A 16,652-nucleotide genomic window follows, 5' to 3' on the forward strand; every position below is an offset into this window, starting at 1 on the left:
GCGGTCGGGCCGTTTGCGGCCAGTCACCCCAGTGCGTGGGCCGGGGACTCGTCTCCTGTCGCCGGTCCCATGGGCCCTCGTGCGGCTCAGTGGGAGGATTCCGCGGGGTGGTCCACAGCCGGTCGCCGTTCCGGCCGGCGGTGAGCAGGCGGTTTACCGGGCTCCGGTGACCATGTCCGGCACGCGGTGGACGGCCCGGGACCCGCCCTGTAACCCGAGATCGGGGAAGAGCGCGAGCGAGACCTGCCGCGCGGCCTCGACCACGAGCGGGGCCACCTTCTCCAGCGGCGTACGGTCGTCTCCCGCCAGGGAGATGCCGGCCACCGGTCCTTCGTGGCCACGAACGGCCGCGGCGACGCAGGAGATTCCGGGGAAGCACTCCCCCCGCTCGAAGGCGAGCCCTCGGCGCCGCCTGATCCGGTTGAGCTCCTGGTGCAGCGTGCCGATGTCGCCGATCGCCCGGCCGGTCAGGGGACTGGGCAGACGGCTGGGCAGACGGCTGGCCGGCCGGTTGATGTGCCCGTCGACGAGCGCCTCGGCCTGTTCGGGCTCCAGCCAGGCCAAGATGGCCTTGCCGAGAGCGGTGCAGTGGGCCGGGGCCCGGCCGCCGACGCGGGAGGGCACCGACAGGGCGAACCGCCCGCCGACCTTGTCCAGATAGAACACCTCGGCGCCGTCGAGCACGGCCAGATGGACGACCATCCCGGTCCTGATCTGCAGGTTGTGCAGCACCGGCGCGGCGGCCTCCCGGATCTCGCCGTGGCCGCCGTCCCGGCCGCCGAGGCCGAGCGCCCGCTTCCCGAGGCTGTAGCCGAACGACGTGTGGTCCAGCCAGTTCAGCCGTACGAGCTGATCGAGGATGCGATGAGCCGTCGACCGCGGGAGGTGAGTGCGGCGGGCCACGTCCTCGAGCGTGAGGCGGGTGGAGCGGCCGGTGAACGCGTCCAGGATCAGCGTCATCCGTTCGACCATCGACGGCGGCGGCTCGCGGCGAGCGGGCGCCGCCGCCTCCTGCTCGGCGTGGAGAGCGGTCATCACACCTCCCAAAACTGAAATGAATTCTTGCTTCGGAATGTAGCAACGCATCACGCCTCCGGGAAGAGACCAAGAGATCTTCCTTATGCGTGGACGACCTGGCCCCACCCGCGCCGTGACCGGTTCGTGACCTTGATAGCCTGCCTGCTTCGTGAGGCACGGGGATCGGGGGCCTGATGGAGGAAAGGCGGCGGTTACGACTCAACGCGCCGCTGGACACGGCCGGGATCGTCCTCGCCTCCGCCTTCTTCTCCCTGTCCCTCACGCCGTCGCTGCTGCCCCGCCCCTGGACGCTGCAGGGGATCATCGCGGGCGTGCTCACCGCCACCGGATACCTGGTGGGTGTGCTCGCCGCCACACTCGTACGCCCGGCCGCGGCACGGATGCCGGAGCGATGGCGCGAGGCGTGGCACCGGACGGGACGGCGGCGCGTCCGGCGCCTGGTCGCGACGTTCGGCTGCGGTCTCGGCGCGGCCTCGCTGGTCCTCGGTGTACGCGCGCAGCGCGACATCTACGTGCTGATGGGAATGGACCCGCCGGAGCGGCTCGGCTACCTGGGGGTGCCGCTGGTCGCGGCGGCCCTGTTCCTGGCCCTGCTGGCCACGGCCAGGGCGCTGCGGATCGCGGCGCGGGCGCTGGGCCGCCTCCTCGGGCGGTGGTTCCCCGCGACGGCCGCGCAGTTCGCCGCGGGGCTCGGAGTGGGTGTGCTGGCCGTCTTCCTGACCGACGGGATCGTCACTGAGGCCCTGCTCATGGGAGCCGACCGCAGCTTCGCCGCGATCAACAGCGAGACGACGCCCGGCGCCACCCGGCCGAGCGCGGCCACGCTGTCGGGCAGCCCTTCCTCGCTGGTCTCCTGGGCGTCCCTCGGCCTGGAGGGCCGCGCCTTCGTCGCGGATGCGCCGGGCGTGGGCGAGCTGAGCCGGTTCAGCGGGCGGCCCGCCGTCTCCCCGATCCGCGTCTACGCGGGGCTCGACTCCGCCGCGACCACCCGCGAACGGGCCGCCCTGGCCGTACGGGAGCTGGAGCGGACCGGCGCGTTCGGCCGCAAGGTCATCTGCGTGATCACGACGACCGGCACCGGCTGGGTGGACCCGCAGGCGGCCGCCGCCCTGGAGTTCATGTACGGCGGCGACACCGCGCTGGTCTCGATGCAGTACTCCTACCTGCCGAGCTGGCTGTCGTTCCTGGTCGACCGCGAGCGGGCCAAGGCGGCCGGGCGGGAGCTGTTCGACCAGGTGTACGCCCGCTGGTCGGCGCTGCCCGCCCGTCACCGGCCCAAGCTGCTGGTCTTCGGGGAGAGCCTGGGGGCGTTCGGCGCGGAGTCGGCGTTCGGCGGCGACAGCGACCTGCGGGAGCGCACCGACGGCGCGCTGTTCGTGGGACCGCCGGACAGCAGCGCGCTGTGGCGGCGGATCGTCGACGGCAGGGACCGGGGAAGCAGGGAGGCGCTGCCCGTCTACGGGGGCGGCGAGACCGTGCGCTTCGCCAACCGCCCCTCGGACCTGGACGTGCCCGCGTCACCGTGGAACGCGCCGCGAGTCGTCTACCTCCAGCATCCCTCCGACCCGATCGTGTGGTGGACGCCCCGGCTCGTCCTCACCCGGCCCGACTGGCTGGAGGAACGGCGCGGCGACGACGTGCTGCCCTGGATCCGGTGGTATCCCTTCGTGACGTTCTGGCAGATCACCGCCGACCTGGTGTTCTCCCTCGACGCACCGCCGGGACACGGCCACGACTACGACGGCGAGGTGGTCGCCGCCTGGGCACGGATCGCGCCGCCGGACGAGTGGGACGACGCACGGAAGGCGGCGCGGACCACGGCGCTGACCACGCTGCTCGCGCAACGCGCGGCGGGGTCAGGCGCCCGATGAACCGCCCAGTGGTGAACCGCGCAGTGAGTCGAGCCAGCCGAGCAGCCGGGCGCCCTCACGCGCCATGATCTCGGGGTCGCGCAGGGCGTTGGCCAGTAGCGACATGCCCTGGTAGGCGCCCACCAGGGTCAGGGCGAGGCCGTCGGGCTCGGGCAGGCCGAGCTCGCGGAACTGCCGCTCGGCCCAGTCGAGCAGCAGCCGGATCACTCTGCCCGCCTCCGCGTCCAGGCCGCCCTCGTCACGTTTGTCCAACTCGGTGGCGAGCGTGCCGGTGGGGCAACCCCACCGGGCCGCGACGTCGCGCTGGGAGACCCACGCCTCCACGAGCCCCTTGAGCCGCTCACGCGGGTCCGGCAGCAGCTCCAGCCGGGCGGTGAGCTCGCCGAGATGCCGGGCGTGCTCGGCGAGCGCGGCGGCGACCAGCTCGTCCTTGGTCTTGAAGTAGTAGTAGACGTTGCCCACCGGGACGTCCGCGGCGCGGGCGATGTCGGCGATGGTGGTGCGCTCGGCCCCCTGCCGGTGCAGAACCTGGGCGGCAGCGGCCATGAGCCGCTGCCGCTTGGCGCTCGCGGCCTTCACCCGGGCACTGGTCGAGTCAGTCACCTGACTGACTATAGACCCGCCTGGTGTCACCAGTTGGCCGGCAGGCCCGGTGTGGTCGGGGGCAGGGGGCGGTTCTTCGGGTGGATGACGTACACGATCCCGCCGCTGCCGGTGCTGCGCAGCCAGACGTTCTCGAAGTTGGCCCGCGGGTAGACGTGGCGGACCGCGTCGTCGTCGGGGGATGCGGGGTCGTTGGCGATCACGTCACCGTCGGCGGTGAAGCCGACGATGACCATGAGGTGGCCGTTGGTGCTGTACCCCGCGCCGGGCAGTTCCTCCGACTTGAACGACTGCGAGGTGACGACCGGGATGCCGGCCCGGACAAGCCGCTCCATCTCGGTCAGCGAACGGAGCCGGGTGACGAACCCCTCCAGCCCGTACCGCCCCGCGTAGGCGGTATTGAACGGCCAATTGCCCGCCCCCTCGTACGCGTAGTCGTAGGTGTATCTGGCGGCGTAGTCGACCTCGGGGTCGGGGTCGGAGGGGTCCACCCAGGCGGTGTCCTGCTTGCCGGGCCACTTGCCCCAGTAGCCGAGGACCATGGTGGTCGAGGTCGGGCTGCACCAGGCCTCTCCCCCGCCGTCCCACTCGGGGTAGTGGCCCTCGTGGACGTTCTGCGACCGCCGGGGCACGTTCAGCTCGACGCCCCAGGCGGTGCCGCCGGGGCTGACCGGGACGGTCGTGCGGTCGGGCACGGCCGAGGCCATCGCGCCGAGCGCGCGCACGACCGGCTGCACGGACGAGCCCGGCGTGCGGTACAGCGTGACACGCAGCTGGTAACCGGTGATCGCCTTGCCGGCCGCGGCCACGAACGTGTCCACCGAGACGGTGCCGTCCGCGTCCCGCTGCCCGGACAGTGAGGTGCGCCGGATGTCCTCGTCGCCGTACGCCCAGCGGCCGAGCACGTACCACTTCGTCTGCCCGGCGGCGTGGCGGCCGCGCATCTCGACCTGCAGCCAGCTCCCGGCGGGCACGTCGGCGTTCCAGCTGGCCACCAGCTCGGTGGCGGCGAACCCGACGGGCCGCTCGGGGCCGGTCCACCGGGCGTACTCCCAGGTCTTGGTGCCGAGCGCGTCGGTGTAGGAGATCGTGCCCACGGGGGCGCCGAAGGACAGGGTGGTGCCCGCCTTCACTCCCTCCCGCAGGCCCGGGCCGAAGTGGGCCCGCTGGTAGACGACGTCGACGGCGGACGACGGTGACGGCGGTGGCGGTTTGGCCACGGCCTCGGCTGCCGTGGCGGTGAGGGAGGAGGTCATCAGTAGGGCGGACAGGAACGCGGGCAGGAACACGCTCGGCACGCGCATGGCTCACCTCGGGGTCTCGTCGGCGCCCCCGACGGTAGAGACCGCGGCTCCTGCGCGCATCGGCAGGAATACGTATCCGTTGCCGGGGTTCGCACGGCGGGCCCGGCACGCGCTCCGCACTACGACCGGCGCCGTCAGGAGGCGGGGGTGTAGGGCGGGGCGACGCCCCAGCCCCACTGGGGGACGGGAGCCTGCTGCGAGGGGCGCGCGCCGGGCTGCGAGTTGGCGAAGGCCAGGCGCGTGCCCCACTCGATGTAGCTCGCGAAGGCGGCGCGGAACTCGGGGTCGGCGGGCAGGCCGACCTCGTCGGCGGCGTCCATGAGGAGGTTGACCCAGCGGCGGCGCTGGGGTTCGGTGATGGCCTTGCCGAGGTGCTGGAGCAGCATGTGGTGGTAGCCGCCCCGTTCACGCGTGTAGCGGGACGGGCCGCCGAAGACCTCGGCCAGCCACATCGCGACATACTTGGGGTGGCCCGGGTCCATGTGGGCGAAGAGGGGACCGATCAGGTCGTCCTTGAGGACCTGATCGTAGAACGTCTCGGTCAGCCGCTCGAACGCCTCGGTCCCGCCCGCCCAGTCGTACAGGCTGGGGACGGAGGAGCCGGCGCCGCGCACGGCGGTGGGCTCGTAGTGGCGCATCTCCTCGATCTGCCGGACGTACGGCTTGATCTCCCCGAAGAACGCCCCGAAGCGCTCACCGCCGCGGAAACCCCGCAGGTGGTCCTCGGCGGAGGTCCAGGTGATGCGCAGAACGTAACACTCGGGCTCTTCGACGCAGCGGGACAGCTCGTAGTCCACGCACTGCGGCGCGGCCGCCAGGGACTGCGCGGCGCGCCTGTAGGCCTTTTCGAACTCCCCGGCGTCCTGCCGCGCGATGCGGTAACGGATGTACTCGACGATCATGTGGACAGCGCCCCCGTGGCCGCGATGACGAATGGAAGATCACCGTAATACTGTAATCAGTGCAAGTCGACCCCGTGGGGTCTTGCTTGAAGGCACAGGTGGATGGCCCATATGACTGACGACGAGCTCATCGAGGCGGTCCGCGCGATCCCCGGTCTTCTCCCTCCCGCGTCGCCCGAGGCCATCGACGAGGTGGAACGGGTCATCGGGCACCCGCTGCCTCCGTTGCTCCGCCGTCTGTATCTCGAGGCCGCGAACGGAGGCTTCGGCCCGCGCACGGGGATACTGGGGGTGACCGGGAGCGAATACGAGCACCATTTGGAAGTGGCCGACATCGTCGACATGTATCCGGATACACGTGACGAGTGGCCCGGCATGTTGTGGTTGTTCGACTGGGGGTGCGGAATCTGGTCCGTCATGGATTTCCGGGATCCGGCGGGCCCGATGTGGATATGGGACCCGAATTTCGACGCGGAAGAGTCTCCGGATGAAGTCCCGTTGACTCCGCAGAACATGACCCTGGCCGAATGGCTCACAGAGTCACTCAGCGGCAACCTGGAAAAGGCTTTCGAGACCTCGGATCTCGTCGCCGTCGCCGAACGCCGCGCATCGTTCGACGTTTGTCCCGGCGAGCTGGAATACACCCCGCCGGAGTGCCTGCCGGACGATGAGATCATCGGGACGATGTCCGCGCTGCCCTGCCTCAGTTCACCCGCGCCTTCAGCGGCGGTCACCGAGGCGGAACGGGCGATGGGGCTTTCCCTGCCTCCGTTGCTTCGCCGGTTGTACCTGGAGGTGGCGAACGGAGGAGTGGGCCCGGGCCGGGGTATTCAGGGGGTGCCCACGCCAGACGCCTACCGGGCGCGCCAGATCGTCTTCTCCCACAGCGCATGGAGTTCCGGCCCGGATCCTTTCGTCCCTCCCGGTTTCGTCTGGCTCTGCAGTTGGGGGACCGCGATCTGGTCGCTCGTGGATTGCCGCGATCCCGCGGGCCCGATGTGGATATGGGACCCGATGGGTCCCCACCTGCGGCCGGATCAGGCATATGCCGGAGTGGACCCTTCCGCGTTGACGCCGCAGAACATGACGCTCGCCGAATGGCTGACCGAATGGCTGGCAGGATCGTTCACGAGGGATTTCCGGCCTTCCACTCTTCGCGCCGTGGCGGCGCGGCGGGGCGAGGCCGTGTCACGGCCGGGCCCGCCCCCTGGATGATCGCGCCACACGCCCGGGTGCGGGTCCAGATCGAGGCGCTCCCGCATCCCTCGCTGCGCCACTCCGAGCAGCTCGGCGGCGTGCAGCCCGACGAACCGTCCGCTCCGGCGCCCGACCGGCGTCCCGGCGCTCCCGGTCAGATCACGGCCGTTACCCGATAAGTCACACCAAACCTCTTAAATCACATACGTTCAGGCGCTTTGCCGATATTTTGCCAAATCTCGCCAGAAAGGCCCGAATAGTCATGGCACGCTGATTCGCATGTTCGCTCGGAAGCTTTCCCTTGGTGCCTCCATGGCCACTTTTGCCCTGGTCACGGGGGTTGCGGCGCCGGTTCTCGCCCCTCCCGCCCTGGCCGCTCCCGGCCTGACGCAGCACATTTCCACGCAGCACATTTCCACGCAGCACGGTCCTGCGCAGGCGTACGTAGCGCCGCATGTGCACGGGCGGGCCGTCTACCTGTGGGACGCCACGACCGGGCAGGACCTGCTGGACAAGAACGCCGCCGAGCGCATGCCGGTCGCCAGCCTCACCAAGATGATGACCGCGTACATCATCCTGCGGGAGGCGGACCTCGACGACGAGGTCAAGATCAAGCGTGAGGACCTCGAGTACGCCTGGAACAACGACGGCACCACGGCCGACCTCGAAGCCGGGGACACCCTGCCGGTCCGCGAACTGCTGTACGCCCTGTTGCTCCCCTCCGGCGCGGACGCCGCGCACGCCCTGGCCCGCGTGTACGGCCCCGGAGTGAAGGGCTTCGTGGACAAGATGAACGCCACCGCGCGCGAACTCGGATTGAAGGACACCCTCTACGTCAACGCCGACGGCCTCCCCACGTCCCACGGCGACGGGCACTCCACCGCCCGCGACCAGGCCAGGCTCGCGGAGATCGCCCTGCGGAACCCGATCTTCACAAAGATCACCTCGACGAGCCACCACTCGACCGAGGACGGCCGGTACGACTGGTACAACACCAACCACATGCTCGGCCTGCCGGGCGCGATCGGCGTGAAGACCGGGTCCACCAACGCCGCCGGGTTCTGCCTGGCGTTCGCGGCCGACCGGGACGGTCACCGGCTCATCGGGATCATCCTCGGCGAAGACGTCGCCAGCCGCCGGTGGAACACCGCCGAGAGGCTGCTCGACTGGGCGTCCGAGTCCGAGTCCGAGCGCTGAGCCGGCGTAGGGGGAGGCGGGCCCGCGCAATACCCCGGCGGGCCAGAAAACACGGTCTTTCCGGATCGGTCAATCCCGGTTAAGTTCCCGATCAGTGTCCAGCGGGGGCCCTGGCACCTGGACCGTCCGGACCGTCATTGGACCCGAAGGAGAGCCCAATGCGCGCCTCGCTCGGCATGCGGGCCGCCGTCGCCACCGCGGCGTCCGCCCTCGTGCTTCCCCTCCTGCCCGCCGCGCCGGCGAACGCCGACCCCGACCCCGCCCACATCGCGCAGACGGTGGTCGCGTCGGCGGTGAAGAAGCACCTGCGCAAACTGCAGGACATCGCGAACGCCAACGGCGGCACCCGCGCCGCCGGCACCCCCGGCTTCGCGGCCTCCCGCGACTACGTCGCCGGAGTGCTGAAGAAGGCCGGCTACACGGTGACCCTGCAGGAGTTCGACTTCCCGTTCTTCAAGGAGAACTCGGCGGCGGTCCTCCAGCGGACCGCGCCCTCCCCCAAGACGTACGCGCCCACCCCGCCGGACGGCAGCAGCGTCGGCGACTTCGCCACCATGACCTACTCCGGGTCGGGAGACGTCACCGGAGCCGTCCGGAACGTCGACCTCGTGCTGCCTCCCGGCCCCACGCCCAACACGTCGACCTCCGGCTGCGAGGCCGCCGACTTCGCCGGCTTCCCGGCGGGGGCCGTCGCGCTGGTCCAGCGTGGCACCTGCACCTTCCAGGTGAAGGCGGAGAACGCGCAGGCCGCGGGCGCGTCCGCGGTGATCCTCATGAACGAGGGTCAGCCCGGGCGCACCGACACCCTGCAGGGCACGCTGGGCGAGCCCACCGTGCACATTCCCGCAGTGGGCGTGAGCTTCGCGGTCGGCCAGGAACTGGCCGCCGCCGGGACGTCCGTACGGGTGAGGACCGACACCACGAGCGAGACCCGTAAGACCCACAACGTCATCGCCGACTCGCGGTGGGGCGACCCGAACAGGGTGGTGCAACTCGGGGCGCACCTGGACAGCGTGCCGGCGGGGCCCGGCATCAACGACAACGGCTCCGGCAGCGCCGCGATCCTGGAGGTCGCCGCCGCGTTCGGCAAGATCCCGACCAGGAACACGCTGCGCTTCTCCTTCTGGAGCGCGGAGGAGCTGGGCCTGCTCGGCTCCGAGCACTACGTCGCGAGCCTGTCCCCCGCCGACCTGGCGAGGATCAAGCTGTACCTGAACTTCGACATGGTCGCCTCCCCGAACTACGCCCTGAAGATCTACGACGGCGACGACTCCGACGCCACCGGCGCCGGCCCCGGTCCCGCGGGTTCCGACGAGATCGAGAAGCTCTTCGAGAAGTACTTCGACACGCTCCGTCAGGCCCACAACGGCACCGACTTCGACGGACGGTCGGACTACGGGCCGTTCATCGACGCCGGGATTCCGTCCGGCGGGACGTTCACCGGCGCCGAGGGCGTCAAGACGCCCGAGGAGCAGGCGTTGTTCGGCGGCACCGCCGGTGAGGCGTACGACTCCTGCTACCACCAGGCCTGCGACACCATCGCCAACATCAGCGACAAGGCTCTGGCGCTGAACACGGGCGCGATCGCCACCGCCGCCGCCGTCTACGCCTTCGGCCGGGACCTGCCCGGTCCGGACGCCCGCACCACCGCGGCCGCCGCCAGGACCGCCGTGGCCCACGCCGGCGAGGCGCACGGCACGCTCGCCCGGTGATCCGTACGCGGTGACACACACGCGGGCCCCGCCGGACGACGTCCGGCGGGGCCCGAAGCCCACCGCCTGCCGGGGGACGCGGTCAGCAGGGCCGTGACGCGTAGGGCCCAGCGGCGGATCCGGGCACATTTCATTCACCTGCGGCCACGAGAGGCCTGCTGCCCCTGCTCCGACTTCGCCAGGAACGGCGAGCGGCCGAGGATGACGATGCCCACCACGAGCGCCACCAGGCCGCCGACCTCGCCCGCGAGGGCCGGCGGATCGACGCGCAGACGCTCACCGAAGATCGCGACCCCCAGGACTATGCCGACGATCGGTTCGGTCGCGGTGGTGGCGGGCAGCGAGATCCGCAGCGGTGCGGCGTCGAACGCGCTCTGGTTGAGCAGGAGACCGGTCGCGGCGATGACGGGCACCAGATACACCTGCCATGAGGTGAACAGCGCCACCGGTCCCCGCGCAAGGGTCAGAAGGGCCCCGCGGGTCAGCGCGTCCTGGAGGCCGTACAACGCCCCCGCCGCCGCCGCGAGCAACATCGCCTTGGTCTGCAGGGGCATTCGCAGCGCCACCGCGACCATGCCCGCGGCCACCCCCGCCACGACCAGCACGGCCAGCCAGACCAGAGAGTTCGGCGCCGGCATCCCGCCGCCGTGGGGGCGCCCCGCCACGAGAAAGGCGGCGACGCCTCCGCTGACCAGCACCGCCCCCAGCCACTCCGCCGCGCCCAGGCGCTCCTGGTAGAACAGGGCCGCCGCGGTGAGGGCGAAGATGAGGCTGGTCGCCAGGAGCGGCTCCACGGAGGCGACGTCGGCACGCCGCAGGGCCAGCGCCCCGAGGACCTGCCCGCCGACCATCGTGGCGATCCCGGCCAGCCACACAGGCTTGCGTACCAGATCGAACAGCAGGCGCACGTGCAGCATCTCGCCCAGCGGTTCGGTGTACGCGACGTGCTGCTGCGCGACCCAGCCCAGCCCGAGCAGGGCCGCGGCCGCGAGGCCGAGAACCACCGTGACGATCACGGCCCCGCGCCGCCCCCCGGAGCCCCGGACATCATGATCGATCACTCCCCTCGGCGACCGGGTCGCGCATATGTATCCGGCCATCCCCGGTGACGGCGGCCTCATGTCCGCGATATTGTTTTTGGGCGGGCGTCCAAGTCGTTCGACCAAGGCAGTCGTACGAGACGTGAACGGAGCAGGTGGGAGATGACGGAGGCGTCCGCGGACCGGGGCAGGACCACACGGCAACGGCTACTCGCCGCCGCGGCGGCTCTGATCGCCGAGGCCGGTTGGAGCGGGGTCAGCACGCGGATGGTGGCCGAGCGGGCCGGAGTGGCCCCCGGAGTCGTGCACTATCACTTCGCGTCGCTGCCCGACCTTCTGATCGCGGCCTCGACGGGGGTCGCGCGCGCGATGCTGGGAGAGTTCACCGGGCGGCTGGCGGAGCAGCCCGGCCTCGAGACCGGCGTCGAGTGGCTGCTCGGTGAGCTGTCCCGATACACGGGGACCGACCCCGCCTCGCTGCTGATCGCCGAGATGTACCTGGCCGCCGCCCGGCTGCCCGAGCTCCGCGACCGGCTGCACGAGATCGTCGCCGACTCCCGCGCCCACGTCGCCGCCTGGCTGCGCGAGCACGGCCATCGCGGCGACGCCGAGGCGACCGCCGCGGTCCTCGTCGCGGCGGTGGACGGGCTGGTGCTGCACCGCGGCCTCGATCCCGCCCTCGACCTCACCGCTCTGGCCGGGCCGCTGCGGGCGATGGTGCGTACGGACGGACACGAAAAGGGTGGAGGAACATGAGAGCGATCGTCTGCGGCGCCGGGATAGCCGGAACGGCCCTGGCCTGGCATCTGGAGCGCGCGGGCTGGGACGTCCGGCTGGTCGAGCGCGCCCCGGCGTTCCGCGAGGGCGGATACATGATCGACTTCTACGGTCCCGGCCTGGAGGCGGCCGGGCGGATGGGGCTGCGCCCACGGCTGGAGGAGGTCCGCCACCCCGTCCACGAGATCGGCTACGTCGACGGCTCCGGACGGCAGACCAGCCGTCTCACCGTCAAGGCGGGATTCGCCGACGTGGTCAGCCTGCTGCGCGGCGACCTCGCTCGCGTGCTCGCCGAGCAGGTGCGCGCGCCGGTCCGGTACGGCACGACGGTCGCGGCCGTCACGCAGGACGACGGGGGTGTCGAGGTCGAACTGACCGACGGCACCCGGCACGAAGCAGATCTGCTCATCGGCGCCGACGGCGTGCACTCACGGGTCAGGGAGCTGGTCTTCGGTCCCGAGGAGCGCTTCGTCCGCTATCTCGATCACCACGTGGCGGCGTACGTGGTGGAGGACGAGGACCTCAGCCGGGAGGTCGGCGCGCGATACCGGATGCTGACCGTGCCGGGCCTGATGGCCGGAGCGTACGCGGTGGGCGGGGACCGGCTGGCCCTGCTGTTCCTGCGCCACGAGCCCGACCCCGCCGCTCCCGCCGATCCGGCCGCCTCGCTGCGCCGGCATTACGGGGGTCTCGGCTGGATCCTGCCCGAGGTGCTGGCCCGGTGCCCGCAGCCGCCCGAGCTGTACTACGACCAGGTGACGCAGGTCGACGCCCCTCGATGGAGCAGCGGCCGGGTGGTCCTGCTCGGCGACGCCTGTCAGGCGGTCTCCCTGTTCGCCGGGCACGGCGCGTCCCTCGCGATCGCCGCGGCATGGGTGCTCGCCGACGAGCTGCGCGAGGTCTCCCCCGGCGGCCTGCCCCCCGCCCTCGACCGGTACGCGGCACGCATGCGGCCGGTCGTCGCCGATGTCCAGGCCTTCGGCCGCCGCTTCCTCCCCTGGATGGCGCCGTCCAGCCGCCTGCGCATCACCGCCCGCGACTGGCTGCTGCGGCTCGCCTCCCTGCCGGGAGCCGACCGGCTGTTCATGGGCTCACTCAGCCCCGGCGGCCACCGCCTCATCACCTGACTCACTCGGCGACATCACGTACGGTGACGCATCGGTAACAGATTTTTATTCCGGATGCCGTGGTCCGGTAATCCGGGCGGGCTGAAGTGGCCGTCATGGAATCGGCGGCAAACACCAGCACACCGCGGATCGCCGGAGCCCACTACCCGGTCGCGGTCGTCGGCGGCGGCCAGGCCGGGCTGTCGGTCAGCCACTGCCTGGGCCGGCGCGACATCGAGCATGTCGTCATCGAGGCGCGGCGGGTCGGCCACGAGTGGCGCGAGCACCGCTGGGACTCCTTCTGCCTGGTGACCCCCAACTGGCAGTGCGATCTGCCGGGCTTCCCCTACCGCGGGCCCGACCCCGACGGTTTCATGGTCCGCGAGGAGATCGTCCGCTACCTGGAGGACTACGCCGCATCCTTCGGCCCTCCACTCGCCGAGGGTGTGCGCGTCAGCCGCTTGCGGAGGGCCGCGAGCGGGACGTTCGAGCTCGCGACCACCGCCGGGGATCTCACCGCCGACCAGGTCGTGGTGGCCACCGGCCCCTACCACGCGGCCGCCGTCCCCCGCCTGGCCGAGCGGCTGCCCGCGGGGATCACGCAGGTCCACTCCTCGCGGTACCGCCGTCCCGCGCAGCTTCCCGAGGGCGAGGTCCTCGTGATCGGCACCGGGCAGTCGGGCTGCCAGATCGCCGAGGACCTGCATCTGGCCGGGCGCCGTGTCCACCTCGCCGTCGGAAGCGCGCCCCGGGTCGCCCGCTTCTACCGGGGCAGGGACTGCGTCGCGTGGCTGCACGACATGGGCCACTACGCGAGGAGCATCGACGAGTTCTACGACGCGGACGCCGTACGCCTGCGGGCCAACCACTACGTCACCGGACGCGACGGCGGGCGCGACATCGACCTGCGGGCCTTCGCCCGCGACGGGATGCGCCTGTACGGCCGGCTGACCGGTGTGACCGGTGTGACGCTGGAGTTCGCCGCCGACCTGAACGACAACCTCGACCGGGCCGACGCGGTGGCCGAGGGGATCAAGGACGCCATCGACGCGTACATCTCCACGCACGGCATCGACGCCCCCCGAGAGCCCCGCTACGTGCCGGTGTGGGAACCGGGCGAGCCGGTACGCGCCCTCGACCTGGCCGCGGCCGGGATCACCTCGGTCGTCTGGGCGACCGGGTTCACCCGCGACCACCGCTGGATCGAGATCCCCGCCTTCGACGGCCGGGGCTATCCGATGCACTGGCGCGGCGTGACGAACTGTCCCGGGCTCTACTTCCTCGGGCTGCCCTGGCAGCACACCTGGGGCTCCGGGCGGTTCGAGGCGGTGGGCCGGGACGCCGAGTTCCTGGCCGGTCACATCGAGGCGTCCCGGCGGCTGGCCGACGTCTGCGGCGCGCTGACCGGCGCGCCGGCCGAGCTCTCGCCCGCGCTGCCGGTCGGGTGAGTCCCATGACCCGCGACATGGTCTTCGACGCTCACCGCCACATCGGCGTGCTGCCCGCCCATCCCTTCTACGGCGGTCCCGCGGTGAATCCCGACGTCACCGCGCGGGCCACGGTCACGCGGCTGATCGCCGACCTCGACGCGGAGGGCACGGAGCGTGCGCTGGTGCTGCCCAACTACGGCGTGCCCGACCCGGCGGTCGCCTTCGCGCTCAACGACCTCGTCCTGGAGGCCGCGCAGGCAGACGACCGGATTCGCGCGGGGCTGTGGGTCTCGCCGCTGCCCCGCGACGAGGAGCGCACCGCCCGCGCCCTCGCCCTGGCGGGCGAGCGGGGTGTCCGGGCGCTCAAGCTCAGCTTCCTGCTCGGCGGGCGGCCCACCGACCCCGCCTGCCGTCCCGGCCTCGACCGGATCTTCGCGGCGGCCGGACGCCACGGCCTGGTCGTCCACGTGCACACCTCGCCGGGCGCCGCCTCGGACGTCGACGAGGTCGGACACCTGGTCGAGTGGTACGCCGACCGCGTGCCGGTGCACCTCGTGCACTTCGGCGGCGGGATGAGCGGCCACATCAAGCTGGCCGGCTCCCGGTTCTTCGACTGGATCGCGGCCGGCAAACGCGTCTACACCGACCTGTCCTGGGCCATCGGCTTCGCGCCCTACTGGCTGGCCACGGAGATCGAGCGGCGCGGGCTCGGCCACGACCGCGTGCTGTTCGCCAGCGACCAGCCGTGGGGCGACTTCGCGGGCGAGCACGCCCGGATGCGCGCCGCGGCCGGGGACGGCGAGCTGGGCGCGCTCGTCTTCCGCGGCACCTTCGCCTCCCTCTACGACTGACCCCGCTCACTTCCTGCCGACACAAGGAGAGACACATGTCCGTCGACATGACCGACCTCGAGAAGAAGAGCATCGAGGAGATCCCCCACCCGTCCCTGCCCGAGGGTTCCAGCATCTACGGCACGACCAAGGTGTTCCCCGACTACAAGGCCGAGAACGGCGAGTCGTACTTCACGCTCGTCCACGGCATCGCGCACGAGTCGTCGGTCAGTTTCGTGGCCGTGCTGCAGGCCACCCGGGCGCTGCGCAAGGGCTTCGAGACCGCCATCTACTTCTACGGCCCCGGCTCGCTGAACTGCCTGGCCACCCGTGGCTTCCCGACGACCGGCAACTCGGCGTTCCCTGGAGAGCACAACATAAACAACCAGCTCAAGACGTTCATCGCCGAGGGCGGCAAGGTCTACTGCTGCCGGTTCGGCCTGTCCCTGCACGGCGCCCGCGAGGAGGACCTCATCGAGGGCGTGATCCCGACCCACCCGCTGGACGTGCAGGACGCGCTGATCCACTACGCCCGCAAGGGCGCCATCATCAACTCCACCTACCAGCTGTAGTGCCGTGACCGTCGATTTGCGGATCATGACCCGCGCCGAGCTGGCCCTGCGCGGCGTGGCCTTCGACACGCCCGTACGGCGGCCGGACGGCGCGGGGCCCAGCGGCGACGGCCACGTCCTCGTCGACGGCGCCGGCGCGGCGCTGCCCATCGATCCCGGCAGCCCCTACACCGTTCGCGACGGCACGGTCTGGCTCGGCGAGCAGGACACCGGGGTCTCCCTGGTGCCCGTGCGGCGGCCGAGGTTCTACGACCTGACCACCGCCGACGGCGTGCCGTACGAGAAGATCGCCCGGCTGCACGGCGCGGACGTGCTGGCCACGACCGTCGTGCAGACGTGCGTGAGGTACGGCGAGGCCGACCGCTGCCGTTTCTGCACCATCGAGGAGTCGCTGCGGTCGGGCGCGACGGTCGCCGCGAAGACGCCCGCCCAGCTCGCCGAGGTGGCGGAGGCGGCGGTGCGGCTCGACGGCGTGCGGCAGATGGTGATGACCACCGGCACGACCACCGGGCCCGATCGCGGCGCGCGCACTCTGGCACGGTGCGTGCGCGCCGTGCTGGACGCCGTGCCGCGTCTGCCGATCCAGGTGCAGTGCGAGCCGCCGGGCGACCTGGCCTGGATCGGCGCGCTGCGCGAGGCCGGGGCCACCGCGATCGGCATCCACGTGGAGTCGCTGGACGAGGAGGTCCGGCGGCGGTGGATGCCGGGCAAGTCGTCGGTGCCGCTCGCCGACTACGAGGCCGCCTGGGACGAGGCGGTCCGGGTGTTCGGGCGCAACCGCGTCTCGACGTATCTGCTGGTGGGGCTGGGCGAGGACCCCGACGAGCTGATCGCGGGCGCGGGCCGCCTCATCCGGCGCGGCGTCTATCCCTTCGTGGTCCCGTTCCGCCCGATGCGGGGCACCCTCGCGGCCCGCGACGGGATCGGCGCCCCCGGCGCCGGCCTGCTGACATACGTCACCGAGGGTGTGGCGGCGCTGCTGCGGGCGGCCGGCATGCGCGGCGCGGACCAGGGGGCGGGCTGCGCCGCCTGCGGGGCGTGCGGCGTGCTGAGCGCGGCGGGCGGGTGAGGGC

At 71.7% G+C, this 16,652-nt stretch carries 16 protein-coding genes; 11 read left to right on the plus strand and 5 right to left on the minus strand.

All coding sequences use genetic code 11. The features are described from left to right. Positions 1–153: 153 nt before the first annotated feature. The gene (locus AB0O28_RS36590) at positions 154–1,035 is read right to left on the minus strand and encodes an IclR family transcriptional regulator (RefSeq protein WP_363647172.1); all 882 of its coding nucleotides are present in this window, start codon (positions 1,033–1,035) and stop codon (positions 154–156) included. A gap of 176 nt (positions 1,036–1,211) precedes the next feature. On the opposite strand from AB0O28_RS36590, the gene AB0O28_RS36595 reads away from it, so the two are divergent. Then, a complete protein-coding gene (locus AB0O28_RS36595; RefSeq protein WP_363647173.1) occupies positions 1,212–2,909 on the plus strand; it encodes an alpha/beta hydrolase in 1,698 nt (565 codons plus the stop codon). Here the strand turns inward: AB0O28_RS36595 and AB0O28_RS36600 are convergent. From AB0O28_RS36600 to AB0O28_RS36610, 3 genes are all read right to left on the minus strand, one after another. Beyond that, the gene (locus AB0O28_RS36600) at positions 2,895–3,512 is read right to left on the minus strand and encodes a TetR/AcrR family transcriptional regulator (protein WP_363647174.1); all 618 of its coding nucleotides are present in this window, start codon (positions 3,510–3,512) and stop codon (positions 2,895–2,897) included. The genes AB0O28_RS36595 and AB0O28_RS36600 overlap by 15 nt on opposite strands. Before the next feature lie 26 nt (positions 3,513–3,538). Then, the gene (locus AB0O28_RS36605) at positions 3,539–4,816 is read right to left on the minus strand and encodes a C39 family peptidase (protein WP_363647175.1); all 1,278 of its coding nucleotides are present in this window, start codon (positions 4,814–4,816) and stop codon (positions 3,539–3,541) included. A 134-nt stretch (positions 4,817–4,950) separates the two neighbouring features. Further along, on the minus strand, positions 4,951–5,718 hold the full coding sequence (locus tag AB0O28_RS36610; protein ID WP_363647176.1) for an antibiotic biosynthesis monooxygenase: 768 nt from the start codon (positions 5,716–5,718) through the stop codon (positions 4,951–4,953). Positions 5,719–5,829: 111 nt separating this feature from the next. On the opposite strand from AB0O28_RS36610, the gene AB0O28_RS36615 reads away from it, so the two are divergent. From AB0O28_RS36615 to AB0O28_RS36630, 4 genes are all read left to right on the plus strand, one after another. Then, complete coding sequence (locus AB0O28_RS36615) at positions 5,830–6,933, plus strand: SMI1/KNR4 family protein (RefSeq protein ID WP_363647177.1); 1,104 nt, start codon at positions 5,830–5,832, stop codon at positions 6,931–6,933. Further along, positions 6,930–7,094 (plus strand): hypothetical protein, encoded by a 165-nt coding sequence (locus AB0O28_RS36620; protein ID WP_363647178.1) that lies wholly within the window; start codon positions 6,930–6,932, stop codon positions 7,092–7,094. Before AB0O28_RS36615 ends, AB0O28_RS36620 begins: the two co-directional genes overlap by 4 nt. Before the next feature lie 133 nt (positions 7,095–7,227). After that, a complete protein-coding gene (locus AB0O28_RS36625; RefSeq protein ID WP_363647179.1) occupies positions 7,228–8,112 on the plus strand; it encodes a D-alanyl-D-alanine carboxypeptidase family protein in 885 nt (294 codons plus the stop codon). Between the two features lie 158 nt (positions 8,113–8,270). After that, positions 8,271–9,824: a M28 family metallopeptidase gene (locus AB0O28_RS36630; RefSeq protein ID WP_363647180.1), complete on the plus strand. Its 1,554-nt coding sequence runs from the start codon at positions 8,271–8,273 to the stop codon at positions 9,822–9,824. A gap of 134 nt (positions 9,825–9,958) precedes the next feature. Here the strand turns inward: AB0O28_RS36630 and AB0O28_RS36635 are convergent, their stop codons facing one another. Continuing rightward, entirely contained in the window at positions 9,959–10,840 is an 882-nt protein-coding gene (locus tag AB0O28_RS36635) for a DMT family transporter (RefSeq protein WP_363647181.1), read from the minus strand. Positions 10,841–11,026: 186 nt separating this feature from the next. On the opposite strand from AB0O28_RS36635, the gene AB0O28_RS36640 reads away from it, so the two are divergent. From AB0O28_RS36640 to AB0O28_RS36665, 6 genes are all read left to right on the plus strand, one after another. Next, complete coding sequence (locus tag AB0O28_RS36640; protein ID WP_363647182.1) at positions 11,027–11,620, plus strand: TetR/AcrR family transcriptional regulator; 594 nt, start codon at positions 11,027–11,029, stop codon at positions 11,618–11,620. Next, positions 11,617–12,768 (plus strand): FAD-dependent oxidoreductase, encoded by a 1,152-nt coding sequence (locus AB0O28_RS36645; RefSeq protein ID WP_363647183.1) that lies wholly within the window; start codon positions 11,617–11,619, stop codon positions 12,766–12,768. Before AB0O28_RS36640 ends, AB0O28_RS36645 begins: the two co-directional genes overlap by 4 nt. Positions 12,769–12,863: 95 nt before the next feature. Then, a complete protein-coding gene (locus AB0O28_RS36650; protein WP_363647184.1) occupies positions 12,864–14,195 on the plus strand; it encodes an MSMEG_0569 family flavin-dependent oxidoreductase in 1,332 nt (443 codons plus the stop codon). A gap of 5 nt (positions 14,196–14,200) precedes the next feature. Next, complete coding sequence (locus AB0O28_RS36655) at positions 14,201–15,028, plus strand: amidohydrolase family protein (protein WP_363647185.1); 828 nt, start codon at positions 14,201–14,203, stop codon at positions 15,026–15,028. A gap of 35 nt (positions 15,029–15,063) precedes the next feature. Continuing rightward, positions 15,064–15,579, plus strand: a complete 516-nt coding sequence (locus tag AB0O28_RS36660) for an MSMEG_0572/Sll0783 family nitrogen starvation response protein (RefSeq protein ID WP_142562294.1) — start codon at positions 15,064–15,066, stop codon at positions 15,577–15,579. Between the two features lie 4 nt (positions 15,580–15,583). Continuing rightward, positions 15,584–16,648 (plus strand): MSMEG_0568 family radical SAM protein, encoded by a 1,065-nt coding sequence (locus tag AB0O28_RS36665; protein ID WP_363647186.1) that lies wholly within the window; start codon positions 15,584–15,586, stop codon positions 16,646–16,648. Positions 16,649–16,652: the final 4 nt, after the last annotated feature.

Source organism: Microbispora sp. NPDC088329 (genome assembly GCF_040685655.1).
GTDB lineage: Bacteria > Actinomycetota > Actinomycetes > Streptosporangiales > Streptosporangiaceae > Microbispora.

Excerpts from the sequence above, each read along its gene's own strand:
- AB0O28_RS36590 (WP_363647172.1), bottom strand. The coding sequence starts at position 1,035 with ATGACCGCTCTCCACGCCGAGCAGGAGGCGGCGGCGCCCGCTCGCCGC.
- AB0O28_RS36595 (WP_363647173.1), top strand. The coding sequence starts at position 1,212 with ATGGAGGAAAGGCGGCGGTTACGACTCAACGCGCCGCTGGACACGGCC.
- AB0O28_RS36605 (WP_363647175.1), bottom strand. The coding sequence starts at position 4,816 with ATGCGCGTGCCGAGCGTGTTCCTGCCCGCGTTCCTGTCCGCCCTACTG.
- AB0O28_RS36610 (WP_363647176.1), bottom strand. The coding sequence starts at position 5,718 with ATGATCGTCGAGTACATCCGTTACCGCATCGCGCGGCAGGACGCCGGG.
- AB0O28_RS36615 (WP_363647177.1), top strand. The coding sequence starts at position 5,830 with ATGACTGACGACGAGCTCATCGAGGCGGTCCGCGCGATCCCCGGTCTT.
- AB0O28_RS36620 (WP_363647178.1), top strand. The coding sequence starts at position 6,930 with ATGATCGCGCCACACGCCCGGGTGCGGGTCCAGATCGAGGCGCTCCCG.
- AB0O28_RS36625 (WP_363647179.1), top strand. The coding sequence starts at position 7,228 with ATGGCCACTTTTGCCCTGGTCACGGGGGTTGCGGCGCCGGTTCTCGCC.
- AB0O28_RS36630 (WP_363647180.1), top strand. The coding sequence starts at position 8,271 with ATGCGCGCCTCGCTCGGCATGCGGGCCGCCGTCGCCACCGCGGCGTCC.
- AB0O28_RS36640 (WP_363647182.1), top strand. The coding sequence starts at position 11,027 with ATGACGGAGGCGTCCGCGGACCGGGGCAGGACCACACGGCAACGGCTA.
- AB0O28_RS36645 (WP_363647183.1), top strand. The coding sequence starts at position 11,617 with ATGAGAGCGATCGTCTGCGGCGCCGGGATAGCCGGAACGGCCCTGGCC.
- AB0O28_RS36650 (WP_363647184.1), top strand. The coding sequence starts at position 12,864 with ATGGAATCGGCGGCAAACACCAGCACACCGCGGATCGCCGGAGCCCAC.
- AB0O28_RS36655 (WP_363647185.1), top strand. The coding sequence starts at position 14,201 with ATGACCCGCGACATGGTCTTCGACGCTCACCGCCACATCGGCGTGCTG.
- AB0O28_RS36660 (WP_142562294.1), top strand. The coding sequence starts at position 15,064 with ATGTCCGTCGACATGACCGACCTCGAGAAGAAGAGCATCGAGGAGATC.